Consider the following 25,531-nt stretch of genomic DNA (forward strand, 5'->3'; position numbering starts at 1 on the left):
CTACTCCGCCGCTGCGGAGGTGATGAGGGCCTTTAGGGTGCTCTTCTCAATCTCGCCCAGCACGCGGGAGGCAACCTTGCCTTCCTTGTCCAGGACCAGGGTGGTGGGAACCGCACCTGGAGGGACAATGCCGGACACGGACAGCAGCACTGCGCCGTCCTTGTCATCGAAGCTCGGGTAGGTGATGTTGAAGGTCTTGTCGAAGGCCTCAGCGGTGGCTTTTTCGTCACGAAGGTTAACGCCGAAGAACTGGACTCCCTGGTCCTTGAAGTCCTGGTGCAGGGCTTCAAGCTGGGGAGCTTCGATGCGACACGGAGCGCAGGCGGCAAACCAGAAGTTGAGCACGGTGACTTTGCCCTGGAGATCCTCAGGCTTGACGGTCTGTCCATTAAACAAAGTGCCCTTGAGCGCCACCGGAGCTGCGCGGTCAGCCTTCGCGAATTCCGTCACCGAGCCGTCGCCTGCCACGTAGTTCTTGTTATCGCCGGCCTTGGCCTGCTTGGCAAGGGAGTCTTCCTGAGCGCATGCGGACAGGCCCATGGTCAGTCCTGCCAGGAGAACTCCTCCGGCGGTCAGCACGCCGCGGCGTGAAAGATTGTTGTCCATGCCTCTATGCCCCCGGGGTGCTCGCCGCGCCGGGGAGCAGAACGGCAGCAGGCTCGGAGTATTCGACGCGCACGATCTTGCCGGCATCGTCCAAAGTCAAGGATGTCAGGGAGGTGAGGGTGCATTCACGCTTGCGGGGATCGTGCGCGAGGCGGCGGCCCTCAGCGGTCAAACGGGTTGACCAAATGGGAAGTTGGTGGCTCACCAGAATGGCTTCAGCGCCGTCGCCACCGAGCTCGATCGCCTTCACCCGTGCGTCTTCCACAGCCGCCAGAACGCGGGCCGCCTGCTCTTTGTAGGGCTCGCCCCAGGAAGGCCGCAGGGGATTTCGGAAGTAGAACCAATGCTTGGGCTTGAGGAACTCGCTCTTGGTGGGATGGAGTCCCTCAAAGTGGTTCTCGGCTTCGATGATGCGAGGATCCGTGGTGATGTCCAGGTTCAGCGCCTCGGAGGTCGGCATGGCTGTTTCCTGGGCGCGGGTCAGCGGCGAGGCTACCAAATGCACAATCTTGGCACCTTCACTGGCGCGGGCCGTGAAGTGGTCCGCCAACATCCGGGCCATCTCCCGGCCACGCTCTGAGAGGTGGAATTCCGGCAGCCGGCCATAGAGGACGGCGTCGGGATTGTGGACCTCGCCATGGCGAAGCAGATGGACAGTTGCTTGGGGCATGTTTACCAGTTTCTCAAAGAAGCGGGGCGATCCGAAATCTTCTACCGCTAGTAGAACTCAAAGTTTTCCCGAAATGTTCCGTGGAGTTGGAATAAAAGATGCATATGCATGTTTATACTGGGTACGAAGCTCGGTTGACGCTTCAAGCAATGAGCTCGACCGGACAAGCACGCAGTACCCACCACTTGATATAGGAGCAACACCATGATGACTCTCCCCGCTTCCGTCACCACCGGCACCTGGACCCTCGACGCTTCCCACAGCGAAATCGGCTTCACCGTCCGCCACGCAGGCATCAGCAAGGTCCGCGGCCAGTTCAAGGACGCCACGGCCACCTTGGAAGTTGGCGAAACCCTGACCGATTCCAAGGTCACCGCCACCATCCAGACCGCCAGCTTCGACTCCGGCGACGTCAACCGCGACGGGCACGTCAAGGGCGAAGACTTCTTTGACGTAGAGAAGTTCCCGGAAATCACCTTCGTGTCCCGGCACGTCAAGGCCAACGGAAACAGCTTCGACCTCGTGGGCGATCTCACAATCAAGGGAGTGACCAAGGAAGTTTCCATCGAGACCGAATTCAACGGTGTAGCAGTGGACCCCTTCGGCAACACCCGCGCCGGCGTTTCCGGTGAAACCACCATCAGCCGCAAGGACTTCGGCCTTACCTGGAACGCCGTCCTCGAAGCCGGTGGCGTCCTGGTCAGCGACAAGGTTGTCATCAACCTGGAACTCGCTTTCATCGCACCGGCTGCCGCGTAGTCCTTCACCACCCGGCCGGCTTCTGCCGGCCCGCGTCCGCAATCGGCGCCCTGCACAGTCCAATCTGTGGGGGCGCCGTTTCGCGTAGGGAGAAGTCACCTCGCAATTGTTCGGCAAAAAGCCTGTATTTAGCTGCGCGTTAGCTCCGAATTTCCTATGCATCCTTCAACCTGCGGTCTAAAGTGATGCCATGAGTACCCCAGACGAAACACCACAGCCACAGCAGCCCGGCGCTCAGCCTCCGCAGCCCGGCAATGTTCCTCCTGCGGGTCCCCAACCTCCGCAGCACGGCGACGTCCCTCCCTCCGGCTACCAACCGCCCCAGGGTTACCAGCCACCGCAGGGTTACCAGCCGCCGTCGCAACCCGGCCAATACTCACAGCCTGGACCGGCCCAGCCCGCACCCGGCCAGCCGGGTTTCCACTTTGAAATGCCCACTGACGGACCGCGAAACTTCAACGACGTCATGCCCCAGGGCGGATTCTCGGGAATGTTCAAAACCCAGGGCCTGCCAACGGAACTGAAGGTTTCCTACTTCATCTGGGTGATCTCCGGTCTCCTGGGATTGTTGTTTGGCCTCATCGCCTTCTTCGCGGTGATCGCCGCCTTCGCGTTCGCTCCAGGATTCGCTGCCATCGCACTGATCCTCCTACTCCTCACCCTGGCCGTCTCTGCCGCCCAGGTGGTCCTGGCCATGAAGATGAAGGAAGGCAAAGAATGGGCACGCCTCGCCCTGACCATCCTGGCCGGCATCTCCCTCCTGCTGGCCATCTTCGGCGCAGCAAGCGGCGGAGGCTCAGGGATGGGCCTGGGTGGCAACTGGTTCGGCTTCCTGGTCAGCGCCGTAGCCGTGGTACTGATGTGGCTACCTAATTCACAGCTGTGGTTCAAGGCGGTCAAGGGCCACGCCTGACACGTACCCAGCTGCCGCCGTCGGGCGTTTTCGACGCAAATGCAGGCTGAAGGCCGCGGTTGAATCCCCAGGGATCCCGCGGCCTTCATCATGAAGGCGTAAGCCCACATGATGATTTTTCCCGCCAGCTGTAAATACCTGCGTGTGATCGTCTGCAGCGCAAGGACCTGGAGGTACGGTGGTAGCAGAACCACGCTGGGGGCAGGGTCGTTTTGCTGATCCCGGCGGCCGCACCAGCAGTCGAACAAGCAAAGGAATGCCATGAGCAACCCTCCGTACCCGCCGTCAAACCCGGGCGACACTAACCAGCCCGGCACAAACGGCTCCCAGCCCCCGGCACCGCAGTACGGTCAGCAGTCCCCCGCCGCACCGCAATACGGCCAGCAGTCTCCCGCCGCGCCGCAGTATGGTCAGCAGTCCCCCGCCGCACCGCAATACGGTCAGCAGGGCTCCCCGTATGGTCAGCCTCCCGCAGCTCCGCAGTACGGCCAGGACACCAACTGGCCAAGCCAGCAGCCCGGACCCACCACCGTCCCGCAGATGGTCAATTACGCCTTCTGGATGATCATCGCCGCCGGAGTTCTATCCGCCATCAGCTCGATTATCCTGGCCACCACCGGTGCGGATGCCTTCATCAATGCCATGAACCAGCAGGCGGCCCAGCAGGGTACCGATTTGCCTGAAGGGTCCATGGAAGGCATGCGTGGCGTCATTGGCGTCAGTGCCATCGTGGGTGCCTTTATTTCCCTGGGCCTCTACGCACTGGTTGCCTTCCCTGTCCGGAAGGGCAAGAACTGGGCAAGGATCCTGGGCACGGTCTTCGCTGCCATTTCTGTTCTGGGCCTCACCAGCTTGTTCCAGTTCGGTGCCACCTACGGCGTCCTGCAGCTCATTGTGATCCTGCTGGGTGTTGCCGCGATCGTTCTGCTGTACCTGCCGGCGTCGGCGCCGTACTTCCGCAAGGCACAGCCTTTCGGCAACCCGTACCAGAATCCGTACGGGCGCTAAACACCCACGCTTCCGAGCAGTACACGCGGGCGCGGACCCGGCGAAGGCTAAACAGCCTGGCCCGGTGTCTGCGCCCGCTGTGCGTGGTAGGCAAGGATCTGTAGCTCGGTTGCCATGTCCACCTTGCGGAGGTTGACGTGCGGCGGGACCTGCAGCAGTACCGGGGCGAAGCTGAGGATGCTCCGGATGCCTGCGGCAATGACGCGGTCGCACACGGCTTGGGCCACCGTGGCAGGCAGGGCCAGCACCACCATGTTGGCGTGGGTCCGTTCCAGGACCCGTTCCAGCTCGGCTGAGTCACTGACCCGCAACCAACCCACTTCATTGCCGATCACCATGGGGTCAGCGTCGAAAATGGCTACGACGTCGAAGCCTCGGGACTCGAAGCCGCCGTACCGGGCGAGGGCTTTGCCGAGGTTGCCGGCGCCCACAATCGCCACCTTCCAGTCGTGGGTCAGCCCCAAGGCTGCTGCTATGTGGCGGCTCAGGTTCTGGACTTCGTAACCTACGCCGCGGGTCCCGTAGGAACCAACGTAGGAAAGGTCTTTGCGGAGCGTGGATGAGCTAACGCCCGAGGCTTCCGCCAGTGCTTCAGAGGAAACCCGTTCAACGCCTTCGGCCAGAAGAGAGTTGAGCGCACGCAAATAGAGGGTCATCCGGGCCACGGCCGCGGGCGGGATCTGCTTGGCGGCAGGCTCATTGTCTCCGGTTGTGGCTTCCGGGGACGGTTCCAGCGCAGTCACGGTATTCTCCATTGCGTCGCTTTGTTGTTCCACTCTATGACCCTCGGGCGGACTCAACAAAAGCCATTACCTGCGGGTAACCCCACCCTCAGCCCTCCAGGACTTTCTTCAAGGTCCGGGTAAGTCGCTGCTCGTCGATCTTCCAGAAATCGCGCTGGATACCGTCCACCAGCACCACCGGGATCTCCTCTGCGAACCGCTCCTGCAGTTGGGGGTCGCCGTCAATCTTCTGCTCGGTCCACTGAACGCCAAGACTTTTTGTGACACGCTCGACGGCGGCACGAGCCTCCGTGCAGAGGTGGCAGTCAGCTTTGGTGAGGAGAACGACGTCGGGAATAGCCATGTCTCAAAGGTACCGGCCCCACGCTCTCTCATATCCCACCCCCTTCCGGCCGTCCCTCTCTCACATCCCACCCCCTTCCGCCGTCCCTCTCTCACATCCCAAGCCCGACCGGCCAACGCTCTCTCACATCCCAAGCCCGTCCCGCCAACGCTCTCTCACATCCCACGCCGTGGGTGACGCTGCGGCCGTATGGTTTTCTGAGACAGGTTGATGGGAGATCGACTTCAGAATGACTGGTCCTAGAAGAAAATATGATGCGGCTTTCCGTGAGGAAGCTGTGCAGCTGGTGTTGTCCTCGGATCGTTCAGTGAAGCAAGTCGCTGACGAGCTCGGGGTGAAGGAGAGCACGTTGGGGAACTGGCTTCATCGGCACCGGGGAAAACATCAGGACGGTCCTGCTCTAGAGCCTGTGGACCCGGGCCCGGTGTCCTGGGATGAACACCGGAAGGCCTTGGCTGAGAACGAGAGATTGAAGGCCGAGGTCGAGTTCTTGGGAAAAGTCAGCGCCTTCTTTGCCGCGAAGCAAAAGTAGAGGACTTCTACGAGTTCATCGAAGCGGAGAAGGCCAACCATTCCGTGGCCTGGCTATGCCGGGCGTTGAAGGTTTCCAGGGCCTCGTTCTACCGATGGCGCAACCCGGCCGGGCCATCCCCGCGGGCAGTACGGCATCAGGATCTCGCCGCCGCGGTTACCGAGCTGTATAAGGAGGAGAAGGGCCGTGCCGGCCGGGACCAACTGACCCTGCTTTTGAACGAGAAGGGAGTGCGGGTCTCGGCCCCCACTGTCGGGGCGATCATGCGTGAGCACGGGCTGCGGGCCGTCCGCACCCAGGCCTGGAAGGCAACTACCGTCCAGGATCCGCAGGCCAAAACAGCCCACATCGAGAACCACATGCTCGATGCAGAGGGCAAGCGGGACTTCACCTCAACAGTGCCCGGAACCCGCCTGGTCGGTGACATCACCTACCTGCGCACGGGTGAGGGCTGGCTCTACCTGGCTACGGTGATCGATCTTTTCTCCGGCATGGTCATCGGCTGGTCCATGGCCGGGCACATGCGCGCGAGCCTGTGCACCGCGGCGCTGCAAATGGCCCGCAACCACGGCCACCTGACCGGGGCCTCGGTGGTGTTCCATTCGGACCGGGGCACCCAATACACCTCGGATGAATTCCAGAAATGGTGCGGCGATAACTCGGTGACGCAGTCCATGGGGAAAGTCGGGGTCTGCTGGGACAACGCCGTCGCGGAGAACTTCTTCTCCCACCTCAAAACCGAGTTCTACCACCACCAACGCTACGGCTCCCGACTCGCCGCCCGAACCGGTGTCATGGAATACATCGAGGGCTGGTACAACCGCCGCCGGCCCAACCGCCGAGCCGGCGGCATACCACCAGCCAAAGCCCACACCAACTACCAAACCCGCGCCCAGCAACCCCTGGCCGCCTAACCAAAAACAACAACGAGACCTGTCTCAAAAACTTGACGACCGCACGCCACCGTGCGTCCTCAACACTGGCCCCGGTGATTGACTAGACTCAAAGCATGCCCGAGGAGAAGAACGCCGCCGTGGTCGCAGATGCCTTGGTGCAGCAGGACGCCGTACAGAGGGACGCGGCCAAAAAGGACATGGCGCGGAAGTACGCTGGCGAGGCCGCTTTTTTCGATGTCGACAATACGTTGATGAAAGGTGCCAGCCTCTTCCACGTGGCTCGCAAAATGTATGAGCGCAAAGCGTTCACTCTTTCGCAGGCCGCCGGATTCGCCTGGAAGCAATTCAAGTTCGTCATGCGCGGCGAGAACATGGAAGATGTCCATTCGGTGCGTGACTCCGCGCTGACACTTGCTGCGGGCATTACGGTCGAGGACATCAAGGCCTTGGGCGAAGAGGTTTACGACGAAATGATCGAGTCGCGGATCTGGCCCGGAACCAAGGCGCTGGCCGACCAACACCTCCGGGTGGGCCGTAAAGTGTGGCTCGTGACTGCCACGCCCATCGAAGTGGCCACAGTCATCTCCACCCGGCTCGGTCTGACCGGCGCCCTGGGCACCGTGGGCGAGGTGGACGACGGCGTGTACACGGGGAAGCTTGTAGGCGACATCCTGCACGGACCTGCCAAGGCGATCGCTGTCCAAATCGTTGCAGATCGCGAAGGGCTGGACCTGGACCATTGCTGGGCTTACAGCGACTCCGCCAATGACATTCCCTTGCTCACCATGGTGGGACATCCAGTGGTCATCAACCCGGATGCAAAGCTGCGCCGGCATGCGCGTGAAAACAATTGGCCCGTTTACGATTTCCGTTCCGGACGCCGCGCCGCAACATTCGGCCTCAAAGCCGCGACCGTCGGCGGAGCCGTCTACGGTCTATGGCGCGGATTCGCGAAATTCCGCGGCCCCCACGTCTAACGCTCTCTCACATCACGCGCGCATAAACCCAGCGCTCTCTCACATCACGCGTGCATAAACCAAACGCTCTCTCACATCACGCGCGGGCCTCACACAGCCTGTGGATAACTTCCGGTGCCTTCAACATATCTGGGCAAGAATGCCGGTATGAAGAATTTCACGCCGATTCCTCGGCAACTGACAGTTGCACCCTTCACTCTCGACGAGGCCGAGGTTGCGGGCCTTAAGCGATCGCACCTAAGGAACCGAACCAAGATTGATGGCGTTAGCCGAGGTGTTTATCGACCTTCCGACTGGAATTTCGACCTGTCAGCGGCTGCAAGAGCGCTCTCAGCTGCAACTCCTGGCGCTTGGATTTCACATGTAACGGCCGCGAGGCTACATGGATCCTGTCTTCCGCCTTGGTTGTCGGACTCCAACGAATTGCATCTCAGCAAGCCGAGGCATCTCCCTTCAGTTCGGCGCAAGGGAGTGATCGGGCACACGGTAGTCGCCTCCGAGGACGAGATCGAGTTTGTCCATGGCATCTGGATCAGCACTCGATCGCGGACTTGGTTGGATCTCGCAAGACGCCTTCCGGTCCCCGACCTCGTCTGCATGGGCGACGAACTCATCCGCACTCCCAGGCTGGAGTTCGAACAACGCGATACACCATTCACTACACTTGAGGCGCTCCGCAAAATGGTGGATAGGCACAAGAATCTGCAGGGTGTGGTTCGGGCAAGAGAAGCACTCGACCTCATGCGTGTGGGCGCCGACTCCGCACCCGAGTCGCTACTCCGCTTGGCGATGCTGGACGCTGGTATTCCCGAACCGGAGCTGCAGGTACAGCTCCGGCCGGGCGACCCGTTCTCCCCGTCCGCGGACCTGGGCTTCCGCGATCGGCGAGTAGCGATACAGTACGACGGCGGCCATCACCTTGAGCAGGAACAGATATTTAGCGACCGGCGACGCGACAAAGCATTCGAAGCAGCAGGTTGGACGGTCCTCAAGTTCGGAAAAGATGACCTGGCGGACCATTTTTCATCAGCCATTGGGAAGATTAAACGCGCTCTGAGATCAGCCTGGCAGGATCCCGCCGTCAGCTCAGGCTTTTCCCGCAGGACGTGAGAGAGCGACCGGAAAAACCCCGCGGGACATGAGAGAGCGAACGGAAAAACCCCGCGGGACATGAGAGAGCGAACGGAAAAACCCCGCGGGACATGAGAGAGCGAACGGAAAAATCCCGCAGGACGTGAGAGAGCGACCGGAAAAACCCCGCAGGATGTGAGAGAGCGACGGGGGTGCAAAAATGCCCGCCACCTCGAGAGGCAACGGGCATTCACGCTTGATGAAGTATCTCTACTTCTTATTGCGGCGCTGGTGGCGAGTCTTACGAAGCAGCTTGCGGTGCTTCTTCTTGGCCATACGCTTGCGGCGCTTCTTAATAACTGAACCCACGAAAGTTCCTTACAAACTAGAAGTTCCTGTCTGTTGGAACCGATCCGCGGAAAGCAGACAGTACAACTGACAGATTCTTACATTGACGTAAAACGTTCCTTAACAGAGTACCGCTTCAAAGAGGCACCCTGTGACCACGGTCCGGAGGACGGACTGCGGCAAGTCTCAGGCGGTCTCGGATTGTCCGTCCACCACAGCACCCTTGAGGTACTGGGCAACAGCCTCTTCGGGAACCCGGAAGGAACGGCCGAACCTTACAGCGGGCATCTCTCCGGAGTGAACCAGGCGGTACACGGTCATTTTGGAAACGCGCAGGACGTCGGCCACCTCGGCCACCGTCATGAAACGCGCATTCGAGAAGTTAGTCTCCGCGGACATTTCCCATATTCCTTTGCTCTCAGACGATAGGACACCCCCAGTGGAACTGTGTGCCGATGCTGAGCCATCAAACAACCATGTGCTAGATACTCTAGAGGCTGATGGGGCCAATGTGAAAGAGCCAGCGACACAGATCTGCCCGGCGTTACCGGGACTACGCCGCGACCACCGCGCGACGCTTGCGTGCCGAGGCCGCGAGCTGATCCAAAACCGAGGCCGTGACGTCCCACTCCATGCAGGCATCCGTAACGCTCTGGCCGTACACCAGCTCCTGCTCCCCGGAAAGCTGCTGGGCGGTATCCAGGTTCTGCGCCCCGCCCACAAGGAAGCTTTCCAGCATCACACCGGCAATCGGCGAGGTCTCCCCTGCTTCCAGCTGCGCACCGATTTCCAGTGCAACCTCGGCCTGGCGGTGATGGCTCTTGCCACTGTTGGCGTGGCTGGCGTCCACGATCAGGCGAGGGTTGAGGCCCTTGGCAGCAAGCTTGCCCGAGGCCGCTGCGACGTCGTCGGCAGAGTAGTTGGGACCCTTGCGTCCGCCCCGGAGGATCACGTGGGTATCGGGGTTTCCGGAGGTCGCTACGAGAGCTGCCCGGCCGTCGTCGTCGATTCCCAGGAAGGCTTGCTCAGCGGCAGAGGCGCCGCACGCGTCGATGGCCACCTGGAGGTCGCCGTCGGTGCCGTTCTTGAACCCGATCGGCATGGACAGACCGGAGGCGAGCTGGCGGTGGATCTGGCTTTCGGTGGTGCGCGCACCGATGGCGCCCCAGGAGACGAGGTCCGCCATGTACTGCGGGCTGATGGGTTCCAGGAACTCGGTGGCCGTGGGCAGGCCCAGGGCGGCGACCTGCTTGAGGAAGCCGCGGGCGGCGCGCAGGCCTGCGGCGATGTCGTGGCTGCCGTCCAGGTGGGGATCGTTGATGAGGCCCTTCCAGCCGACGGTGGTGCGGGGCTTCTCGAAGTAGGTCCGCATCACGATCAGCAAGTCTTCCTTGTGCTTCTCGGCCTGGCTGACCAACCGGCGGGCGTATTCGAGCCCGGCCTTGGGATCGTGGATGGAGCACGGGCCCACAATCACCAACAGGCGATCGTCCACGCCGTCCATGATGGCGCGGACCTGGTCACGGCCGCGGTCGACGACGGCAGCTGAGCGGGCGTCCAGCGGCAACTCGGCGATGAGGTCCTGGGGCGCCGGAAGCGGTTCGAAACGGGCCACCCGCAGGTTGGAGGTGGCGGGCTGGGCGGAATCAGCCGGGTGGAGCGGTGTGGGTTCTGCAGCGATGCTGGTCATGTCTGGGTCCTGTTCCGGGATGCGGAGCGGGCCCCTTGTCAGAACCCGCCGGATATGGCGAAGGGCAGAGAGTAATCTCTGCCCTGTTGGCTCTGAAGGAAAGTTGGATGCGTGTCAGTTAGACGCGGGCCCCTCCAGAGCCAACGAAAAATACGCATACCAACGGTTTGTCATAGCCACACCATAACCGCGGTTCTTCATCGCGGGCAAATCGCTTCCATCAAGATGACAGTAGTTTGCGCAGGAACTGCAGCTGCTTGATCCAGTGGTGTTCCTGCCCGCCTTCGTGGTTGTTGAAGCGGTAAACCTCGATGTCCTTCTCAACCCCGCCGAAGCCTGTGCCGTAGCTGTTGTAGCTCGCGAACACCGTTGACGGAGGGCAGATGTCATCCATTTGCGCAGCGGAGAATAGAGCGGGAACTGTGGCGGCACGGCCCAAGTGCACGCCGTCGAAGTAGTTCAGCACTGCCAGCATGGGCTCATACTTTTCGCGGTGCCGGCCCAGGAATCCGGCAATCTCGGGGTACGGGCCACGCGGGGTGATGTCGATCGCGCGGGGGAAGTCCTGCAGGAATGGGACGTCGGGCAGCGCGGCGATGACGCCGTCGAGCCTTCCAGCGGTCAGCCCAGCAGCGGCAACAGTAATGCCGCCACCTTGGCTCACGCCGGTAAGGATTACCTGTGAAGGGTCGACGGCGGGATGGTTCTGTGCCGCTTCTACCGCACGGAAGGCGTCCACGTAGACCCGGCGGAAGTAGTAATCGTCCTGGTGCCCGGACCCACGGGTCATGAGCCCGGCGTAATTGACCTCGCCCGCCGAGGGGTGTGGATCCGGGGTGTCTCCGGAGACGCCGCCATAGCCTTGGCCGCGGGTGTCCATGATGAAGTGCGCGTACCCGGCCTGGGCCCAGCGGGTGTTCTGGTTGACCAGGCCGCGCCCGCCTGAGTAGCCGATGTACTCCACCACCACGGGAAGCTGCTCGCCCGGCTCAAGCTGTGACGGCACGTGCAGCCAGCCCTTGATGCGGTCTCCCCCGAAGCCGGAGAACGTGACATCGAAGGTGTTGATCACGCTGAGGTAGTTGTCCACGGGTTCGAACACGGCATTGAGCGGGAGCGCCCGGGCCTCAGCGATGGTGCGATCCCAGAAGTCACTGAGATCGGCTGGTGCTACGGCTGTGGAGGAGTAGTTACGGAGCTGGTCAAGGGGGAGGTCGAAGAGGGGCATGGTCCATTCCGGTTCAGGTGGGTCTGACTGTGCTGGCTGTGCTGCTGACGTCGAAGGCTGATTGAGGACATCCTACGTCATGAGGAACTCAAATGGTTCTTCAATTTGAATCGTTACATTTCGAGTCGGTTCAGGCTAAACTAAACACAGCCAACCACGGGAAAGCGCTTGCTGAGGTGTAGCCTAAACCCGCCCGAACACTTTTGTGAAGACCCAGACGACGGCGTCACGCGCCATCGTCGCCGCGCCAGCCGAGGAGAGCCCATGGACACCAAGTCCGTCAGCAGCCCAACACCCAACAGGCCTGCCCCTTCGACCGGGACTGCAGCGTCAACCGGGCCTGCCGGCGCCACTGGACGTGCCACTGGGCCCGCCACTCCCCCCGCCCGACTCGCCCTGGTGGGCGTGCACGGCTTCGGCACGCACCATCTCCGCAACCTGGAGCGGCTGAGCAGCCAGGGCATGGTGGACCTTGTTGCCGTGGCCGACCCGAATCCGCCGGCACCCGGAGCTTTGCCGGCCACCACGGCAGTGCATGCCAATCTGGACGAACTGCTGGCCGGCGAGCACGGACCGGACGTCATCATCGTGGCAACTCCTATCCAGACCCACGCCCCGTTGGCGCTGTCCGTTCTTGCTTCCGAGGCTGATCTTTACTTGGAGAAGCCCCCGGTTGCCTCGATGAGCGACTTCCTCCGCCTCCAGGAAGCGGCGGCAAAGGCTGGCCGCAGCGTTCAGATTGGTTTTCAGAGCCTCGGATCCCATGCCTTGGCAGCGTTGGAGAAGCTGGCCGGCGGGGATGCGGCGGAAGAGCTGCCGGGTATCGGCACTTTGAAGGGGATTTCCGCCACGGGACGCTGGGTCCGGGATCGGGCCTATTACAAGCGGTCCCGCTGGGCAGGCAAACGCAGCCTCGACGGCGTGGATGTGGTGGATGGCGTGGCGACCAATCCGCTGGCTCATGCGATTGCCACCGCACTCCGCATTGCCGGAGCGAGGGAAGCAGAGGATCTGGTATCCGTGGACACCGATCTCTACCGCGCCAATGACATCGAAGCGGACGACACCTCTGTGATCCGCATGCGGACCATCAACGGTTTGCCCATCACCTGCGCCCTCACGCTGTGCGCCACCGAATCCGTGGAACCGTATGTCACGCTCCACGGCACTGAAGGCACGGCAGTATTCCACTACACGGAGGACCGGGTGACGGTCCGCACCGAAGCGGGCGAAACCGCTCACACGTTCGGTCGAGACGATCTCACCGAGAACCTCCTCCAACACCTGTCCCACGGCACGCCACTGCTCAGCCCACTCGATCACAGCGGCGCCTTCATGAAGGTAGTGGAAGCCATCCGAACAGCAGAGGCACCTGCGCTGATTCCCACGGAATGCGTGAAATGGGTGGGTACGGGCGAGCAAGCCCACGCAGTGATTCCGAACATTGAGGACATCCTGGAACGCGCCACCCGCGCCCACGCTACCTTCTCCGAGTTGGGACTTCCTTGGGCTCTGCCGGTCACCGCTGGTGCCGAGGCACTCTTCTCCCCTGACGTGGACGCCAACGCCAACGCTGACGCCTCCAACAACAGCGCCGCCGTCCTGCGCTCCGGAAGCACCCTCGAGCCGGATCTCGCCCCGAGGCCCTACTTGCACCCGGTGACCACACAAGCCGGCGTGGTGGTTACGGATCACTTGCCCTCAGACCACGTATGGCACCTCGGCGCAGGATTTGCCCTGCAGGACGTCAACGGCAGCAACTTCTGGGGCGGCCGCAGCTACCGCAGAACAACGGGCAGGTACGTGGACTTGAAGGACCACGGCAGGATCGAAACGGCGAGCATCTCCCGGGAAAAAGACCACACCACGCTTGACCTCAGCTGGCTCGCAGCAGACGGTGAACTGGTCCTGAAGGAAAGCCGTTCCCTGAGCCGCACGCCCCTGGACGCCCGCACATGGCGACTCGACATTCAGACCCGGCTTACCGCCGTCGTGGATGTTTCGCTGGGCAGTCCCGGTTCGCACGGTGCCGCCGGCAGCGGCTACGGCGGATTCTTCTGGCGGCTTCCAGCCTGTACCGCCCCGCGCGTCTTCTCCTCCACAGCCGAGGGTGAGCCGTCCGTGCACGGCTCGGTGGCGCCGTGGCTCGCTTGGACGGGAGAGTTCGACGGCGGCCCTGCCACTTTGGTGTTCGGCGCACCTTTGGAGTCGGCGGACCCGTGGTTCGTTCGGTGCAGCGGCTACCCCGCAGTGGGTTCGGCGCTGGCGTGGGACACCGCCGTAGAACTGGCTGCAGGTGACTCGATCACCCGGACCAACACGGTGTGGATCAGCGACGGAACTTTGGACGCAGCGGAGATCGAGGACCTGGTAGGCAGCGTCAGGATGTAGCGCGCTTGTCCGTCCTCGTCACTTTTCATCAACAGGGAGGACGGACAAAAGCCGGCTTGTGGGGGGTGGCTAGGCGCGCCGGCGAGCCGAGTAGAGCCACAGCAGCAAGCCAATCACTGCCGCCGACACCATGCCCAGTGCGCCCGTGACAACCAGTCCCGTGCGGACCCCAAAGTCTTCTGTAAGCCAGCCGGCCAGCAAACCGCCCAAAGCATGGCCACCCAGCAGGAGCGGGAAATACAGGGCCAGAACCCTGCCACGCACGCTGGCGCCGGCCTCGAGCTGCACCGCCGTTGCCGCGCTCGTGAGGAACACCAGGGTCATGAAACCCACCACAATGAGCATCACCACAAACCACTCCTGGGTGGGCATCACGGCAGCGAGGGCTTGCGTCAAGCCGAAAAGCCCGGCGCTGGCCACAATCCCTTTTCGTCCAAAGCGTTTGATGCGCGTGGCCACCAGCGCACCTGCCAGTGCGCCCAAGGCGCTGACGGTATTGAAGAGCCCAAAGCCTGCGGGACCGCTATGCCACACTCCGTCAGCGAACGCGGCGAGGACTACGGGCCCGTTCATGCCAAAGGCACCCAGTAAGCCCGCAAGCAGCATGGTCAGCAGCAGGGGCGGACGAGCGATGACGAAGCGGAAACCGGCCAGGATCTGGCCGCGCCGGGCACCCGGCTCAGTGGGCGGGTGAGAATGGTGCAGTTCGCCGGGCCTGATGGAGGCGATCATCACCAGGACCGAAACCCCTATCAAAGCGTTGGCCGCGAAAGCCGCTGCTGAACCGGCCTGGGCAATGACTACCCCTGCCAGAGCGGGGCCTGCCATGGCCCCCAACTGCCCTATTGCGCTGTTGAGGCCGATTGCGGCGGGCAGTCCGGCGTCGCCCACTACCTCGTTGACAAAGACCTGCCGTGCCGGTCCATCGATCGCACTGGTGATTCCCAGGGCTATGCAGGACGCATAGACCACCCAGACGTCCGTGCCGCCCGTCGCGTTCCACACAGCCAAAGCTGCGGCCAGCAACGCGGCGACGGACTGGCAAACCAGAAGGATGCGGCGTTTAGGGAACAGGTCCACCAGCACTCCGCTGATTGGACCCACCACCAGCATGGGCAGGAATTGAAGGGCAACGGCGACACCAACGGCAGCTGGGCTGCCCGTGAGCTGCAGCACCAGCCAGTCCTGGGCGAGGCGTTGCATCCATACCCCGCCACTCCCTACAAGGGAGAGAGTGACGAAGATCCGGTAGTTGTGGTGTCTCAGCGGGTAATGCCAGCTGTCCGTGGAGCGGGCTCGCGGTGTGGAGGATTTGGGGCGCAGTGGGAACGGGCGCGGCGACACGGAGTGTTCTGCTCGATTCAGCGGTTCGGGACGGATTCTTGTGGAGTTTTTGTACAGCTGATGCCCCTAAGGGCGCTCCTAAAGGGCATTAGGTGTACAAAAACTCAGCGATTGGCGCGGATTTTGATGGCGGCAGCGGCCAGAACCAGGGTCCCGGGGACGATCACGAACAGGGCCTGCAGCATCCACACGAAGACGACGGCCATAAAGACGGCGGCAAGCAACAACAGCGAGCCAGTCCAGTCCCGCAGCGAGTCGGCCTTGGCGTTGGCATAGGCGGCAGCCCAGCGTTGCGGGCCGGGAACGTCGGCGGATTGTTGGTCGGCGTCGCCGCTCCAAGTCACGCTCCCGCTCCAGTTGGCAGCGATACGCAGGAACAGCACGGCGCCGGCCGCAGCCAGGATCAGCGTGGCGGGCAGGATCGCTGCCCGGCCGGGCAGTTGACCGACCAGGGCGAGCAACAGGTTCAGGACAATCACGACGGCGGCTGCCGCCGTCGTGATGCCGATCTTCCAACTGCCGGGCAGCGCACGGCGGAAATTGCCCCACAGGCTTCGCAGGGAATCGTCCCTGCCGCTGAGGTGCCTTTCCAGGTGCGCGACGCCGGCCGCGTAGGCAGCCGGCGCCGTCACCAACGGCACGGAAAGGAGGAGCACGATGACTCCCGCCAGGATGGTCTCGGCAAAGAGGGCAAAACGGTTGACCGGAATCCCGGGGTTCCCCGAGGACTTTCCTGTGGCGTTCATAGTGCTCATTCTCTGCTACTCCTTAACCCTTGAGACCCTGGGTTGAGACGCCTTCGACGATGTAGCGCTGGAAGACCAGGAAGAAGACCAGCACGGGCAGGAGCGCCAGGACGGACATGGCGATCATGGCTCCGTAGTCCGAGCTCTGGGTCTGGTCCACGAAGAGCCGCAGCGCCAGGGGTAGCGGGTATTTGTCCGGAGTGTTCAGGTAGAGCAGCGGGCCCAGGAAGTCGTTCCAGCTCCAGATGAAGGAGAAGATGGAGGTGGAGATCAGGGCCGGTTTCATCAGCGGGAGCATGATGGACCCGAAGATCCGGACGTGTCCGGCGCCGTCGATGCGGGCGGCTTCGTCCAGTTCGGCCGGGAGGCCGCGCATGAACTGGACCATGAGGAACACGAAGAATGCGTCCGCGGCGAGGAACTTGCCGATCAGCAGCGGCACGTAGGTGTCCACGAGGCCAAGCTGCTGGAACACGATGTACTGCGGGATGATGACCACGTGGAAGGGCAGCAGCAGAGTGGCGATCATCATGCCGAAGAACAGTCCACGGCCGGGGAAATTGATCCGGGCGAAGGCGTAAGCGGAAATGGACGCCGAGAGGACCGTGCCGACGACAGCTCCGACGGCCAGGATCAGCGAGTTGGTGAAGAACGTCAGGGTGGAGACCCCGCCGATGCCTTCCATGGCCGTTGCGAAGTTATCGAAGCTGAAATTGTTGGACCACAGCGCGTTGTTGGCGCCGCCGATCTCCGAGTTCGGCTTGAACGCCGCGGAGATCATCCACAGGGCCGGGTAGAGGACCATCGCCACCAAGCCCAGGGCCACGATGTGGAAGATGGTGCTCTTGATCCGTTTGACCGTGGTGGATTCGGACTTCGGGTTATAGACCGGCGCCGGGGTGGTTGTTGTTGGTTGGTTCTGGGTGGGGGTTGCCATGGTTGTCACTTTGCATCACCGCTGTAGTGGACCCAGGACTTGGAGGTCTTGAAGAAGATCAGCGTGATGATGCCGACCACGATCACCAGGAGCCAGGCCATCGCCGAGGCGTAGCCCATCCGGAAATCGGAGAAACCGCGCAAGTACAGGTAGAGGGTGTAGAAGAGGGTGGATCCTGCCGGGCCGCCTTCACCGTTGGAGATGATGTAGGCCGAGGCGAAGATCTGGAACGCGTGGATGGTTTCCATCAACAGGTTGAAGAAGATCACCGGGGAGAGCATGGGCCAGGTAATGTTCATGAACTTCCGGACCGGGCCGGCGCCGTCCATCGAGGCTGCTTCGTATAGGTCGGCAGGGATCTGCTTGAGGCCGGCCAGAAAGATGACCATCGGGGCGCCGAACTGCCAGACGGTCAGCAGGATCATCATGCCCATGGTCATGTTGGGGTTGCCCACCCAACCGCCGAGGTTGATCCCGAAGAAGGACAGGCCTTGGTCTACGGGGCCGGAATCGCCGAACATGGCTTTCCAGACAATCGCGATGGACACCGACGCGCCGATCAGGGACGGGGCGTAGAACGAGGACCGGTAGAAGCCCTGGCCTTTGCGTTTGCTGTTGAGCAGCATCGCGATCGCCAACGCCGCCGCGAGCTTCAGCGGAGTACCGAAGACCACGTACTGCATGGTCACGCCCACCGACTGCAGGAACCGTTCGTCCTGGAAGAGGCTGACGTAGTTATCGAAGCCGATCCACTTGGGGGCATCGAAGAGGTTGTAGTTGGTGAAGGAAAGGTACAGCGAGGAAATCATCGGGCCTACGGTCAGGGCGATAAATCCCAGCAGCCAGGGCAACAGGAACGTGTAGCCGGCGCGGGCGTCCGCCCCGCGCCGGCGCGATTTACGCGGCGGCGTGGGAGCGGAAGCGGTGCGCCTGCTCAGGGTTGGGCTTTGAGTCACAGGATCAGTCCGTCAGTTATGAAGCCTGTATCAGGCGTTCTGCTTGATGAGGTCTTCGGCTTCCTTGAACCACGCATCAACTGCGCCGTCCACGGTGAGCTTGCCGTAGTTGAGGTCCTGGGTGACGCGCTTGAACGTGGACTCCAGGGTGCCGAAACCGACGATGGGCGGCTCGGGGGCGTCCTTGAGGTACTTCTCGATGGACTTCTCGTAATCCACCACGAGCTTGTCCGTGCCGTCGAACGTGGTGCCGTCGCGTTGGGTCTTGGACGCAGGAACACCGCGGGAGGTCTTGAAGATCTGGCCCACCTCGGGATCGTTGACCATGAAGTCAATGAAGCGGGCGGCAGCATCCTTGTACTTGGTCTTGGCGCTGGCCACCATGAGCATGGACGGCTTGAGGAACAGGCCCAGGTTGTCCGGGTCATCCGACGGGACAGGAACCAGCTTGAGTTCCTTGGCACCGCTGTCAGCGAGGTAGCCGGCCATGAAGTTGTCCCACGTAACTTCCGTGGCAGTGACATTGGATCCGAACGGGGACTTGGGCAGCAACTGGGTGGCCTTGTCTTCGCCAACAATTGCCCCGGTACCGCGCAGGTCCGCGGTAAGGTTCCACCACTTCTTCAGATCGTCCTTGGAGAACCCAAGCTTGCCGTCCTCGGTGAAGGCCTGGATGTTGTTCTGACGCAGCCAGATGTTGAAGTTCCACCAAATGCCGGTGTAGTCGGTGCCACCGAACAACGTGCCGTTGCCCTTGGCGCCAACCTCGGCCAGGAAGGTGTTGAATTCTTTGTAGTTCCAGGTGCCATCGGGCTCTGCGATTCCCAAGGAAGCGAGTTTGGCGGGATCGTAGTAGACCGCGAAGGCGTTGGTGCTGGTGGGGATGCCGTAGGTCTTGCCGCGGATCTGGCCCGAGGGAAGGAGCGACTTGTCGAATGCGTCCGTGTTGATCTTGACGGTGCCAAGGTCCAGGAGCTGGTTCCGCTGACCGTAGTCACGCAGGTAGGAGAGGTCCCACTGCATCACGTCCGGCAGGCCACCACCGGCGGCTTCGGTGGCACGCTTCTGCCAGTAGCCTGCGAAGTCGGAGAAGTTGCCGTTGACCTTGATGTCCGGATTCTTGGACTCGAAGAGCGCAATGGCTTTGCGGGTGCGTTCAGCACGGTCATCGTTACCCCACCAGGTGTAGGTGATGGTGACGGGGTTCTCCGCGGAACCCGTCTGTCCTGCCGTTGAGGATTGGCCACAAGCGGACAGGAACGCGGCAGATGCGGTGCCCAGAGCCACCGTGGTGAGGAATTTCCTTCTATCGAACATAAGAGCCTCCTTGCTCAGTTGGTGCAAGCTTCCGAGTTCTCTACAACGTGGCAGTGACTTCGCTTACACTCCTTCTGAATCGATACAATATCCCTAATGGCGGATCTGGGCAAGCGTTTTCCAAAGATCGCAATTTGACCGGTACGCTGCATTCATACCTTCAGTACCTCCAGTACCAGCACGGCCCACCTGACGAAGGAGTCCCCTTGACTTCCCCCGAAATCCCACGCAGTCCATCCGTCTGGAACAGCATCGACGGACTCGCTTACGGCGGCGACTACAACCCCGAGCAGTGGCCGGAGGACATCCGGCTTGAGGACATTGAGCTCATGAAGGAAGCCGGGGTCAACTTCCTCAGCGTCGGCATTTTCTCCTGGGGGCTCCTGGAGCCCACTGAAGGGAACTACGACTTCGGCTGGTTGGACGATGTCATGGACAACCTCCACGGAGCCGGAATTAAGGTGGCCCTGGCAACCGCCACAGCCTCTCCCCCTGCCTGGCTGGCCCGCAAATATCCCGAGATCCTGCCCGTCACTGCGGAAGGAGTCAGGCTGGAACGGGGCTCGCGACGCCACTACACGCCGTCGTCATCCGTGTACCGCAGGTACGCCACCGCCATGACGCGGGTCATCGCCGAACGCTACAAAAACCACCCGGCCCTGGCACTCTGGCACGTGGACAACGAGCTTGGCTGCCACGTTGGCGAGTTCCATGGCGAGGAAGACGCAACCGCTTTCCGCGCTTGGCTGGAACGGCGCTACGGTTCCATCGAGGCCCTCAACGATGCCTGGGGTACGGCGTTCTGGTCCCAGCATTACGCATCGTTTGACGAGATCATCCCGCCGGGCGCAGCTCCCACTACATTGAACCCTGGGCAACAGCTGGACTTCGCGCGCTTCAACTCCTGGGCCTTCATCGACTACTACCGCGAGCTGCTGGCCGTGATCCGTGACGTCACCCCCAACGTTCCGGCGACCACCAACTTCATGGTCTCCAGCGCCACCAAGGCCCTGGACTACTTCGATTGGTCCAAAGACATGGACGTGATCGCCAACGATCACTACCTCGTGGCCGCTGACCCGGAGCGGGAAATCGAACTCGCGTTCAGCGCGGACCTGACCCGCGGTGTAGCCGGCGGTGAGCCGTGGATCCTCATGGAACACTCGACGTCGGCGGTTAACTGGCAGCCGCACAACCAGCCCAAGATGCCCGGCGAAATGCTCCGGAATTCCCTGACGCATGTGGCCCGCGGCGCCGATGCCGTCATGTTCTTCCAGTGGCGCCAAAGCAAGGCCGGCTCGGAGAAGTTCCACTCCGCCATGGTCCCCCACGGCGGCCGCGACACGCAGGTGTGGCGTAACGTGGTGGACCTCGGCGAGGCGCTGTCCAGGCTGGAACCTGTCAAAGGCTCCCGCGTGGACTCGCGGGTCGCGATCGTGTTCGACTACGAAGCCTGGTGGGCCTCCGAGCTGGACTCACACCCGAGCAATTCACTGAAGTATTTGGACACCATGCGGGCGTTCCACCGTTCCCTCTATAAGCGCGGGATCACCGCGGACTTCGTGCACCCGTCATCGGACATCTCCGGATATGACCTCATCCTGGTGTGCACGTTGTACGCCGTCACGGATTCAGCGGCCGCCTCCATCGCGGCAGCCGCGGAGGGTGGCGCCACCGTGCTGATCAGCTACTTCAGCGGCATTGTTGATGAACGGGACCACGTTCGATTGGGCGGCTACCCGGGCGCTTTCCGTGAACTTTTGGGCGTTCGGGGTGAAGAATTCCACCCGCTCTTCCCCGGTACCTCGGTCACGTTGAGCGACGGCACGGTATTTGCCTCCGGAACAGTGGGATCCGTGTGGAGCGAGAACGTGCGTGCCGCCGGGGATACAGAAGTTCTGGCAGCCTTCGCCGACTACCCGCTCACCGATGTCCCGGCCCTGACACGGCGAAGTGTGGGCACCGGTTCAGCCTGGTACCTCGCAACCCTCCCCGACCCCGAAGGCATCGACGCCCTTACCGCCCGGTTGATGGACGAAGCAGGGGTGACACCCGTTGCTGAGGTTTCTTCCGGCGTCGAACTTATCCGACGGCGCGCCGCGGACGGCCGCGCCTTCCTGTTCGCCATCAACCACAGCCGGGGGGACGTCACAGTGAAGGCCGACGGCGGCGAACTGCTCAGCGGCGAACGCTTCACTGGGGTGGTACCCGCCGGAGCCGTGGCCGTCATCGCGGAAGACTGACCCAAGAAGGGACAGCACACGCAAAAACCGCGCCCCGGACGGATCACGAATGATTCGCCCGGGGCGCGGTTTACGGTGCGAAAGCTAGCTGATGGCGGACTTCATTTCATCCACTGCCTTCTTGCCGGCTTCTTCGGTGGAAAGCCTGTTGAACAGGACCTCCGAGGTGTAGCGCTTGATGATCTCCTGAATGGCTCCCGCACCCTTCGGCGGTGCCGCCGGAGCCTCTCCAAGTTCGTCCTTGATCGCGTCAATGAAGCTGACAACCTTGACGTCGGCCTTGGCCAGCTTGGGAGCGATGGCCTCGCGGACCTCCGAGTTGGGGTACACGCCGCGGTCGGCCAGAAGTGCCTCGCCAGCCTTGACGTCGTTGGCCAGGAAGTTGATGAACTTGGCCGTCTCTTCAGGGTGCTTGGTGCGTGATGATGCGGACCAGAACTGCGAAGCCTTGTACCAGAGCTTGGAGTCCTCAGCCTTGCCCGTCTTGGACGGGAAGCGCATGATCTGCAGTTCTCCGCCTGCAGCCTTCTCCAAGGCCGGAAGCTGGTTGGACCACCAGAAGGCCAAGCCGTTCTTACCCGTAGCCAGGCCACTCTGGTCCAGCGGGGCGGCCTCGGCTTCAACAACCTCGGACGCTGAGGGAACAGCCTTCTTCTCGCTGAGTTCCTTCAGGAAACCCCACCACTGGGCGATGTCCGAGGGCTCGAAGCCAAGCTTGCCGTCCTCGGTGTAGAGGGACTTGCCGTTCTGGCGGAGCCACACCCCGAGGGAAGCTTCATCCGTACCATAAGCGGCTGCGCCGTAGGTGCCCTTGGGCGACTTGGCCGTGATCTCGGCGGCGACGCGCTCGAAGTCTTCCCACGTCCAGGTCTTGTCATCGGGGATAGCGACTCCGGCAGCCTCGAACACTGCCGGGTTGGCCAGGATAGTGGCGGCGTTGATGCCGGCAGCGATACCGGTCAGGCCGTCCTCGCCCTGTCCGGCTTCCAGCGCGGCCTTGTCGAGCTTTGAGGTATCGATCTGATATTTGGAGAGGTCCAGCAAGGCTCCGCGGGTGGAGTACTCGGTGATATACTTCTCGTCCATTTGGATGATGTCCGGGGCGTCATTAGCTGCCACCTGCGTAGCCAGCTTGTCCCAGTAGCCACTCCAGTCGCCATACTCCGGCTTGATCTTGATGTTGGGATTCTCGGCCTCGAAGGCAGCGATGGCAGCCTGCGTCACCTGGGCGCGCTTGTCGCTGCCCCACCAGGAGAAGCGCAACTCCACCTTGCCGTCAGCACTCTTGGCCTCCGATCCCCCGCCGCCGCAAGCGGTGAGGGCAAGAACTGCAGCAGCTGTTGCTGCCACCAGGGCTGAGGCACGAACTCTACGCCTTGCTTTGGGGGCCTGGGCCTTGAGGGCTGGGGTTCCCGACTCTTCTGCGGGGGCGACTGCTTCACCCTTGGGATGTACCGGCACTGTTGTCTCCGATCTTCATTGATCCTGATGCGATTGGGAAAGCGTTTTCTTACTGAATATTATGATACAAGTCACAGTCTTGTATTACAAGCTATCAACTTGTCTTAGTTGTTGGATTGTCGACGGCGGCACGCAGCCATGCGGGCGGCACGCACCGGCGTCGACGGGCACGCCCTACAGCGGTACCCAGCAAAAGGGGGCGGGACCAACCGCCCCCTTCAGAGAAGCCGGCGGCCTACTTGATGCCGGTGGTGGCGATTCCCTTGATGAGGAATCGCTGGCCGAAGAGGAACACCAGGAACACGGGGAGCAGGGACACGATGGACATTGCGAAGAGCGATCCCCAGCTGGTTGCCGACTGCGAGTCAACGAAGGCCCGGAGCGCTACGGGAACGGTGAACATGTCCGGGTCCGTGAGGTAAATCAGCGCGCCGAAGAAGTCATTCCAGGTCCAGATGAACGTGAAGATGGTGGTGGTAGCCAGGGCCGGGACCATCAGAGGCAGAATCACGCGCAGGAAGATCCTGGGGTGGCCGGCGCCGTCGATGCGCGCGGCTTCGTCGAGGTCCTTGGGGATGCCGCGGATGAACTGGACCATGAGGAAGACGAAGAACGCGTCCGTGGCCAGGAGCTTGGGCACGATCAGCGGCCAGAAGGTGTTCACCCAGCCGATCTGGGAGAACAGGATGTACTGCGGCACGATCACTACATGGAAGGGCAGCATGATGGTCAGGAGCATGATGCCGAAGAAGAGTTTCTTACCGCTGAACTGCAGGCGGGCGAAGGCGTAGGCGGCCATGGAGCAGGAAACCAGGTTGCCAACGATCGAGCCCAGGACCACGATCGCGGAGTTGATCATGTAGTGCCCGAACGGGTGAGTCAGCGCGGACCAGCCATCGGTGTAGTTGCTCATTTCCAGGTTCTCCAGCCAGAGGCCGGGTTCGCGGAAGATGAGGTCATTGGGGCGCAGGGACGAAACCACCATCCACAGCAGCGGGTAGATCATCACACCGCCTACAAGGATCAGGATGGCGTGTTTGATCAGGCCCTTGGTCCGGGCAGAGCGGCTGAAGGCCAGGTTCCCCCGGGATTCGCGGCGGCGCGGGCTCTTGCCGGACTGGCCGGCTTTGGCGTCGGAGGAAGACGCTGCGGGAAGGCTCTGGAGTTTAGTCATCGTAGAACACCCAATACTTTGAAGCGATGAAGTTGATGGCAGTGAAGACACCGATGATGACCAGCAGGAACCAGGCCATCGCTGAGGCGTAACCCATATCGAACTGGCCGAAGCCCTTTTGGTACAGGTACAGGGTGAAGAACATGGTGGAGTCGGACGGACCGCCGTTACCGCCGGAGACGATGAACGCCTGCGTGAACGACTGGAACGAACCGATGATCTGCAACACCAGGTTGAAGAAAATGATGGGGCTCAGCATCGGAAGCGTGATCCGCCAGAACTGCTGCAACGTGGTGGCGCCATCTACCTTGGCGGCCTCGTAGTACATCACCGGGATCTGGCGCAGGCCGGCCAGGAAGATGATCATCGGGGCACCGAACGTCCACACGTGCAGCAGGATGATCGAACCCAGCGCGGTCCCGGGATCCGAGATCCAGCCGGGCCCCTGGATGCCAACCATCGCCAGGACCTGGTTCACCAGGCCGGTGGTGCCGAAGATCTGCTTCCACAAGATAGCAATCGCTACTGAACCGCCCAACAATGAGGGCAAGTAGAACACTGAACGGTAAAACGGAAGGCCACGCAGCCCCTTGTCCAGGACCAGCGCGATCAACAACGCCACCGCCAGCTGCAACGGCACGCCCACCAGCACATACGTGAACGTCACGCCGAGCGAGTTGTGAAGCCGCGCATCACCGAACATCCGCACGAAGTTATCCAGGCCCACCCATTCCGGGGGCTGCAACAGGTTGTAGTCCGTGAAGGACAAATACAACGACATCAGCATCGGACCGATGGTGATCGCCACCAAGCCCACCAACCACGGCAAGAGGAAGATATACGCAGCCTTGTTATCCCGGCCGTTCGCCTTCTTCTCTTCCTTGGTAGCAGGGCCCTTACGGCGGGTCATCGTGGAGAGTTCGCCAATAGCGCTCATCGCTTCCCCCTCACAGGCCCGCGGACGCTTCGCGGCGTCCCCGTGCGTAGTACAGCGGCCATGTGGTCTCCTTTGGTCATCGTGGCCATCCACGGACATCGAGTCTGGTTGGTACTTGCCTTCCGGGACGCCGACCTTCCGGCGTTCCCTCCTGAGGTGCCAGGATCGAGGTCCCGGGTTTCAGCGGCTCCGTATCAAAGTAAACGTTTTCTTGACCCTTGTACAGCCTTTTGCTAATTTT

Annotated in this window: 24 protein-coding genes; 8 read left to right on the forward strand and 16 right to left on the reverse strand. The window is 62.0% G+C overall.

What is annotated here, in order from left to right; all coding sequences use genetic code 11:
• Both LDN70_RS16595 and LDN70_RS16600 read right to left on the reverse strand, forming a co-directional pair.
• The gene (locus LDN70_RS16595; RefSeq protein WP_142938097.1) at nucleotides 1-606 is read right to left on the reverse strand and encodes a TlpA family protein disulfide reductase; all 606 of its coding nucleotides are present in this window, start codon (nucleotides 604-606) and stop codon (nucleotides 1-3) included.
• Between the two features lie 4 nt (nucleotides 607-610).
• Nucleotides 611-1,276, reverse strand: a complete 666-nt coding sequence (locus tag LDN70_RS16600) for a histidine phosphatase family protein (protein ID WP_166841797.1) — start codon at nucleotides 1,274-1,276, stop codon at nucleotides 611-613.
• Nucleotides 1,277-1,483: 207 nt separating this feature from the next.
• Between LDN70_RS16600 and LDN70_RS16605 the strand changes: the two genes are divergently transcribed.
• The 3 genes from LDN70_RS16605 (at nucleotide 1,484) to LDN70_RS16615 (ending at nucleotide 3,956) form a co-directional block, all read left to right on the forward strand.
• Entirely contained in the window at nucleotides 1,484-2,035 is a 552-nt protein-coding gene (locus LDN70_RS16605; RefSeq protein ID WP_024817916.1) for a YceI family protein, read from the forward strand.
• A 190-nt stretch (nucleotides 2,036-2,225) separates the two neighbouring features.
• The gene (locus tag LDN70_RS16610; RefSeq protein ID WP_223940831.1) at nucleotides 2,226-2,948 is read left to right on the forward strand and encodes a hypothetical protein; all 723 of its coding nucleotides are present in this window, start codon (nucleotides 2,226-2,228) and stop codon (nucleotides 2,946-2,948) included.
• A gap of 261 nt (nucleotides 2,949-3,209) precedes the next feature.
• Nucleotides 3,210-3,956 carry a YhjD/YihY/BrkB family envelope integrity protein gene (locus tag LDN70_RS16615; RefSeq protein ID WP_223940832.1) on the forward strand — a complete coding sequence of 249 codons (747 nt, stop codon included), beginning with the start codon at nucleotides 3,210-3,212 and terminating at the stop codon, nucleotides 3,954-3,956.
• Nucleotides 3,957-4,003: 47 nt separating this feature from the next.
• On the opposite strand, the gene LDN70_RS16620 is transcribed toward LDN70_RS16615, so the two are convergent.
• Complete coding sequence (locus tag LDN70_RS16620) at nucleotides 4,004-4,711, reverse strand: redox-sensing transcriptional repressor Rex (RefSeq protein ID WP_223940833.1); 708 nt, start codon at nucleotides 4,709-4,711, stop codon at nucleotides 4,004-4,006.
• 76 nt (nucleotides 4,712-4,787) lie between these two features.
• Nucleotides 4,788-5,042 carry a glutaredoxin family protein gene (locus LDN70_RS16625; protein ID WP_142938093.1) on the reverse strand — a complete coding sequence of 85 codons (255 nt, stop codon included), beginning with the start codon at nucleotides 5,040-5,042 and terminating at the stop codon, nucleotides 4,788-4,790.
• 229 nt (nucleotides 5,043-5,271) lie between these two features.
• Between LDN70_RS16625 and LDN70_RS16630 the strand changes: the two genes are divergently transcribed.
• The 3 genes from LDN70_RS16630 to LDN70_RS16640 all read left to right on the forward strand — a co-directional run bounded on the left by LDN70_RS16630 (nucleotide 5,272) and on the right by LDN70_RS16640 (nucleotide 8,557).
• Nucleotides 5,272-6,488 (forward strand): IS3 family transposase gene (locus tag LDN70_RS16630; RefSeq protein ID WP_142937384.1). Its coding sequence is split into 2 segments (ribosomal slippage): nucleotides 5,272-5,536 and nucleotides 5,536-6,488, totalling 1,218 coding nucleotides; the frame shifts between segments, so codons are not numbered across the junction.
• 95 nt (nucleotides 6,489-6,583) lie between these two features.
• Entirely contained in the window at nucleotides 6,584-7,447 is an 864-nt protein-coding gene (locus LDN70_RS16635) for an HAD family hydrolase (RefSeq protein WP_142938092.1), read from the forward strand.
• A gap of 147 nt (nucleotides 7,448-7,594) precedes the next feature.
• The gene (locus LDN70_RS16640; protein WP_223940834.1) at nucleotides 7,595-8,557 is read left to right on the forward strand and encodes a DUF559 domain-containing protein; all 963 of its coding nucleotides are present in this window, start codon (nucleotides 7,595-7,597) and stop codon (nucleotides 8,555-8,557) included.
• A 231-nt stretch (nucleotides 8,558-8,788) separates the two neighbouring features.
• Here LDN70_RS16640 and LDN70_RS16645 read toward each other — a convergent pair whose 3' ends face one another.
• The 4 genes from LDN70_RS16645 to LDN70_RS16660 form a co-directional block, all read right to left on the reverse strand.
• The gene (locus LDN70_RS16645) at nucleotides 8,789-8,887 is read right to left on the reverse strand and encodes a 30S ribosomal protein bS22 (protein WP_003792170.1); all 99 of its coding nucleotides are present in this window, start codon (nucleotides 8,885-8,887) and stop codon (nucleotides 8,789-8,791) included.
• A gap of 165 nt (nucleotides 8,888-9,052) precedes the next feature.
• A complete protein-coding gene (locus tag LDN70_RS16650) occupies nucleotides 9,053-9,265 on the reverse strand; it encodes a helix-turn-helix domain-containing protein (RefSeq protein ID WP_017199160.1) in 213 nt (70 codons plus the stop codon).
• 154 nt (nucleotides 9,266-9,419) lie between these two features.
• The gene (locus LDN70_RS16655) at nucleotides 9,420-10,556 is read right to left on the reverse strand and encodes a 3-deoxy-7-phosphoheptulonate synthase (RefSeq protein WP_223940835.1); all 1,137 of its coding nucleotides are present in this window, start codon (nucleotides 10,554-10,556) and stop codon (nucleotides 9,420-9,422) included.
• A 220-nt stretch (nucleotides 10,557-10,776) separates the two neighbouring features.
• Entirely contained in the window at nucleotides 10,777-11,784 is a 1,008-nt protein-coding gene (locus LDN70_RS16660; RefSeq protein WP_223940836.1) for an acetylxylan esterase, read from the reverse strand.
• Nucleotides 11,785-12,048: 264 nt separating this feature from the next.
• Between LDN70_RS16660 and LDN70_RS16665 the strand changes: the two genes are divergently transcribed.
• Complete coding sequence (locus LDN70_RS16665; protein WP_223940837.1) at nucleotides 12,049-14,175, forward strand: DUF6807 family protein; 2,127 nt, start codon at nucleotides 12,049-12,051, stop codon at nucleotides 14,173-14,175.
• 69 nt (nucleotides 14,176-14,244) lie between these two features.
• Here the strand turns inward: LDN70_RS16665 and LDN70_RS16670 are convergent, their stop codons facing one another.
• The 5 genes from LDN70_RS16670 to LDN70_RS16690 form a co-directional block, all read right to left on the reverse strand.
• Nucleotides 14,245-15,519 carry an MFS transporter gene (locus tag LDN70_RS16670; RefSeq protein ID WP_223940838.1) on the reverse strand — a complete coding sequence of 425 codons (1,275 nt, stop codon included), beginning with the start codon at nucleotides 15,517-15,519 and terminating at the stop codon, nucleotides 14,245-14,247.
• A 104-nt stretch (nucleotides 15,520-15,623) separates the two neighbouring features.
• The gene (locus LDN70_RS16675; protein ID WP_223942674.1) at nucleotides 15,624-16,265 is read right to left on the reverse strand and encodes a Poxvirus protein I5; all 642 of its coding nucleotides are present in this window, start codon (nucleotides 16,263-16,265) and stop codon (nucleotides 15,624-15,626) included.
• Nucleotides 16,266-16,287: 22 nt separating this feature from the next.
• Nucleotides 16,288-17,211, reverse strand: a complete 924-nt coding sequence (locus tag LDN70_RS16680; protein ID WP_166841806.1) for a carbohydrate ABC transporter permease — start codon at nucleotides 17,209-17,211, stop codon at nucleotides 16,288-16,290.
• Nucleotides 17,208-18,158 carry a carbohydrate ABC transporter permease gene (locus tag LDN70_RS16685; RefSeq protein WP_166841807.1) on the reverse strand — a complete coding sequence of 317 codons (951 nt, stop codon included), beginning with the start codon at nucleotides 18,156-18,158 and terminating at the stop codon, nucleotides 17,208-17,210. The genes LDN70_RS16680 and LDN70_RS16685 overlap by 4 nt, the downstream gene beginning before the upstream one ends.
• 30 nt (nucleotides 18,159-18,188) lie before the next feature.
• Entirely contained in the window at nucleotides 18,189-19,475 is a 1,287-nt protein-coding gene (locus LDN70_RS16690) for an ABC transporter substrate-binding protein (RefSeq protein ID WP_223940839.1), read from the reverse strand.
• Nucleotides 19,476-19,681: 206 nt separating this feature from the next.
• Between LDN70_RS16690 and LDN70_RS16695 the strand changes: the two genes are divergently transcribed.
• Entirely contained in the window at nucleotides 19,682-21,718 is a 2,037-nt protein-coding gene (locus tag LDN70_RS16695) for a beta-galactosidase (RefSeq protein ID WP_223940840.1), read from the forward strand.
• An 84-nt stretch (nucleotides 21,719-21,802) separates the two neighbouring features.
• Here the strand turns inward: LDN70_RS16695 and LDN70_RS16700 are convergent, their stop codons facing one another.
• The 3 genes from LDN70_RS16700 to LDN70_RS16710 all read right to left on the reverse strand — a co-directional run bounded on the left by LDN70_RS16700 (nucleotide 21,803) and on the right by LDN70_RS16710 (nucleotide 25,290).
• Nucleotides 21,803-23,179, reverse strand: a complete 1,377-nt coding sequence (locus tag LDN70_RS16700) for an ABC transporter substrate-binding protein (RefSeq protein WP_223940841.1) — start codon at nucleotides 23,177-23,179, stop codon at nucleotides 21,803-21,805.
• Nucleotides 23,180-23,414: 235 nt separating this feature from the next.
• A complete protein-coding gene (locus tag LDN70_RS16705) occupies nucleotides 23,415-24,353 on the reverse strand; it encodes a carbohydrate ABC transporter permease (protein WP_223940842.1) in 939 nt (312 codons plus the stop codon).
• Nucleotides 24,346-25,290 (reverse strand): carbohydrate ABC transporter permease, encoded by a 945-nt coding sequence (locus LDN70_RS16710; protein WP_142938071.1) that lies wholly within the window; start codon nucleotides 25,288-25,290, stop codon nucleotides 24,346-24,348. Before LDN70_RS16710 ends, LDN70_RS16705 begins: the two co-directional genes overlap by 8 nt.
• Nucleotides 25,291-25,531 lie beyond the last annotated feature (241 nt).

Origin of the sequence: Arthrobacter sp. StoSoilB22 (assembly GCF_019977315.1) — a bacterium.
Lineage (GTDB): Bacteria > Actinomycetota > Actinomycetes > Actinomycetales > Micrococcaceae > Arthrobacter.

Excerpts from the sequence above, each read along its gene's own strand:
- LDN70_RS16660 (WP_223940836.1), bottom strand. The coding sequence starts at position 11,784 with ATGCCCCTCTTCGACCTCCCCCTTGACCAGCTCCGTAACTACTCCTCC.
- LDN70_RS16705 (WP_223940842.1), bottom strand. The coding sequence starts at position 24,353 with ATGACTAAACTCCAGAGCCTTCCCGCAGCGTCTTCCTCCGACGCCAAA.
- LDN70_RS16610 (WP_223940831.1), top strand. The coding sequence starts at position 2,226 with ATGAGTACCCCAGACGAAACACCACAGCCACAGCAGCCCGGCGCTCAG.
- LDN70_RS16600 (WP_166841797.1), bottom strand. The coding sequence starts at position 1,276 with ATGCCCCAAGCAACTGTCCATCTGCTTCGCCATGGCGAGGTCCACAAT.
- LDN70_RS16595 (WP_142938097.1), bottom strand. The coding sequence starts at position 606 with ATGGACAACAATCTTTCACGCCGCGGCGTGCTGACCGCCGGAGGAGTT.
- LDN70_RS16615 (WP_223940832.1), top strand. The coding sequence starts at position 3,210 with ATGAGCAACCCTCCGTACCCGCCGTCAAACCCGGGCGACACTAACCAG.
- LDN70_RS16605 (WP_024817916.1), top strand. The coding sequence starts at position 1,484 with ATGACTCTCCCCGCTTCCGTCACCACCGGCACCTGGACCCTCGACGCT.
- LDN70_RS16690 (WP_223940839.1), bottom strand. The coding sequence starts at position 19,475 with ATGTTCGATAGAAGGAAATTCCTCACCACGGTGGCTCTGGGCACCGCA.
- LDN70_RS16620 (WP_223940833.1), bottom strand. The coding sequence starts at position 4,711 with ATGGAGAATACCGTGACTGCGCTGGAACCGTCCCCGGAAGCCACAACC.
- LDN70_RS16675 (WP_223942674.1), bottom strand. The coding sequence starts at position 16,265 with ATGAACGCCACAGGAAAGTCCTCGGGGAACCCCGGGATTCCGGTCAAC.
- LDN70_RS16655 (WP_223940835.1), bottom strand. The coding sequence starts at position 10,556 with ATGACCAGCATCGCTGCAGAACCCACACCGCTCCACCCGGCTGATTCC.
- LDN70_RS16650 (WP_017199160.1), bottom strand. The coding sequence starts at position 9,265 with ATGTCCGCGGAGACTAACTTCTCGAATGCGCGTTTCATGACGGTGGCC.
- LDN70_RS16640 (WP_223940834.1), top strand. The coding sequence starts at position 7,595 with ATGAAGAATTTCACGCCGATTCCTCGGCAACTGACAGTTGCACCCTTC.
- LDN70_RS16625 (WP_142938093.1), bottom strand. The coding sequence starts at position 5,042 with ATGGCTATTCCCGACGTCGTTCTCCTCACCAAAGCTGACTGCCACCTC.
- LDN70_RS16710 (WP_142938071.1), bottom strand. The coding sequence starts at position 25,290 with ATGAGCGCTATTGGCGAACTCTCCACGATGACCCGCCGTAAGGGCCCT.
- LDN70_RS16665 (WP_223940837.1), top strand. The coding sequence starts at position 12,049 with ATGGACACCAAGTCCGTCAGCAGCCCAACACCCAACAGGCCTGCCCCT.
- LDN70_RS16635 (WP_142938092.1), top strand. The coding sequence starts at position 6,584 with ATGCCCGAGGAGAAGAACGCCGCCGTGGTCGCAGATGCCTTGGTGCAG.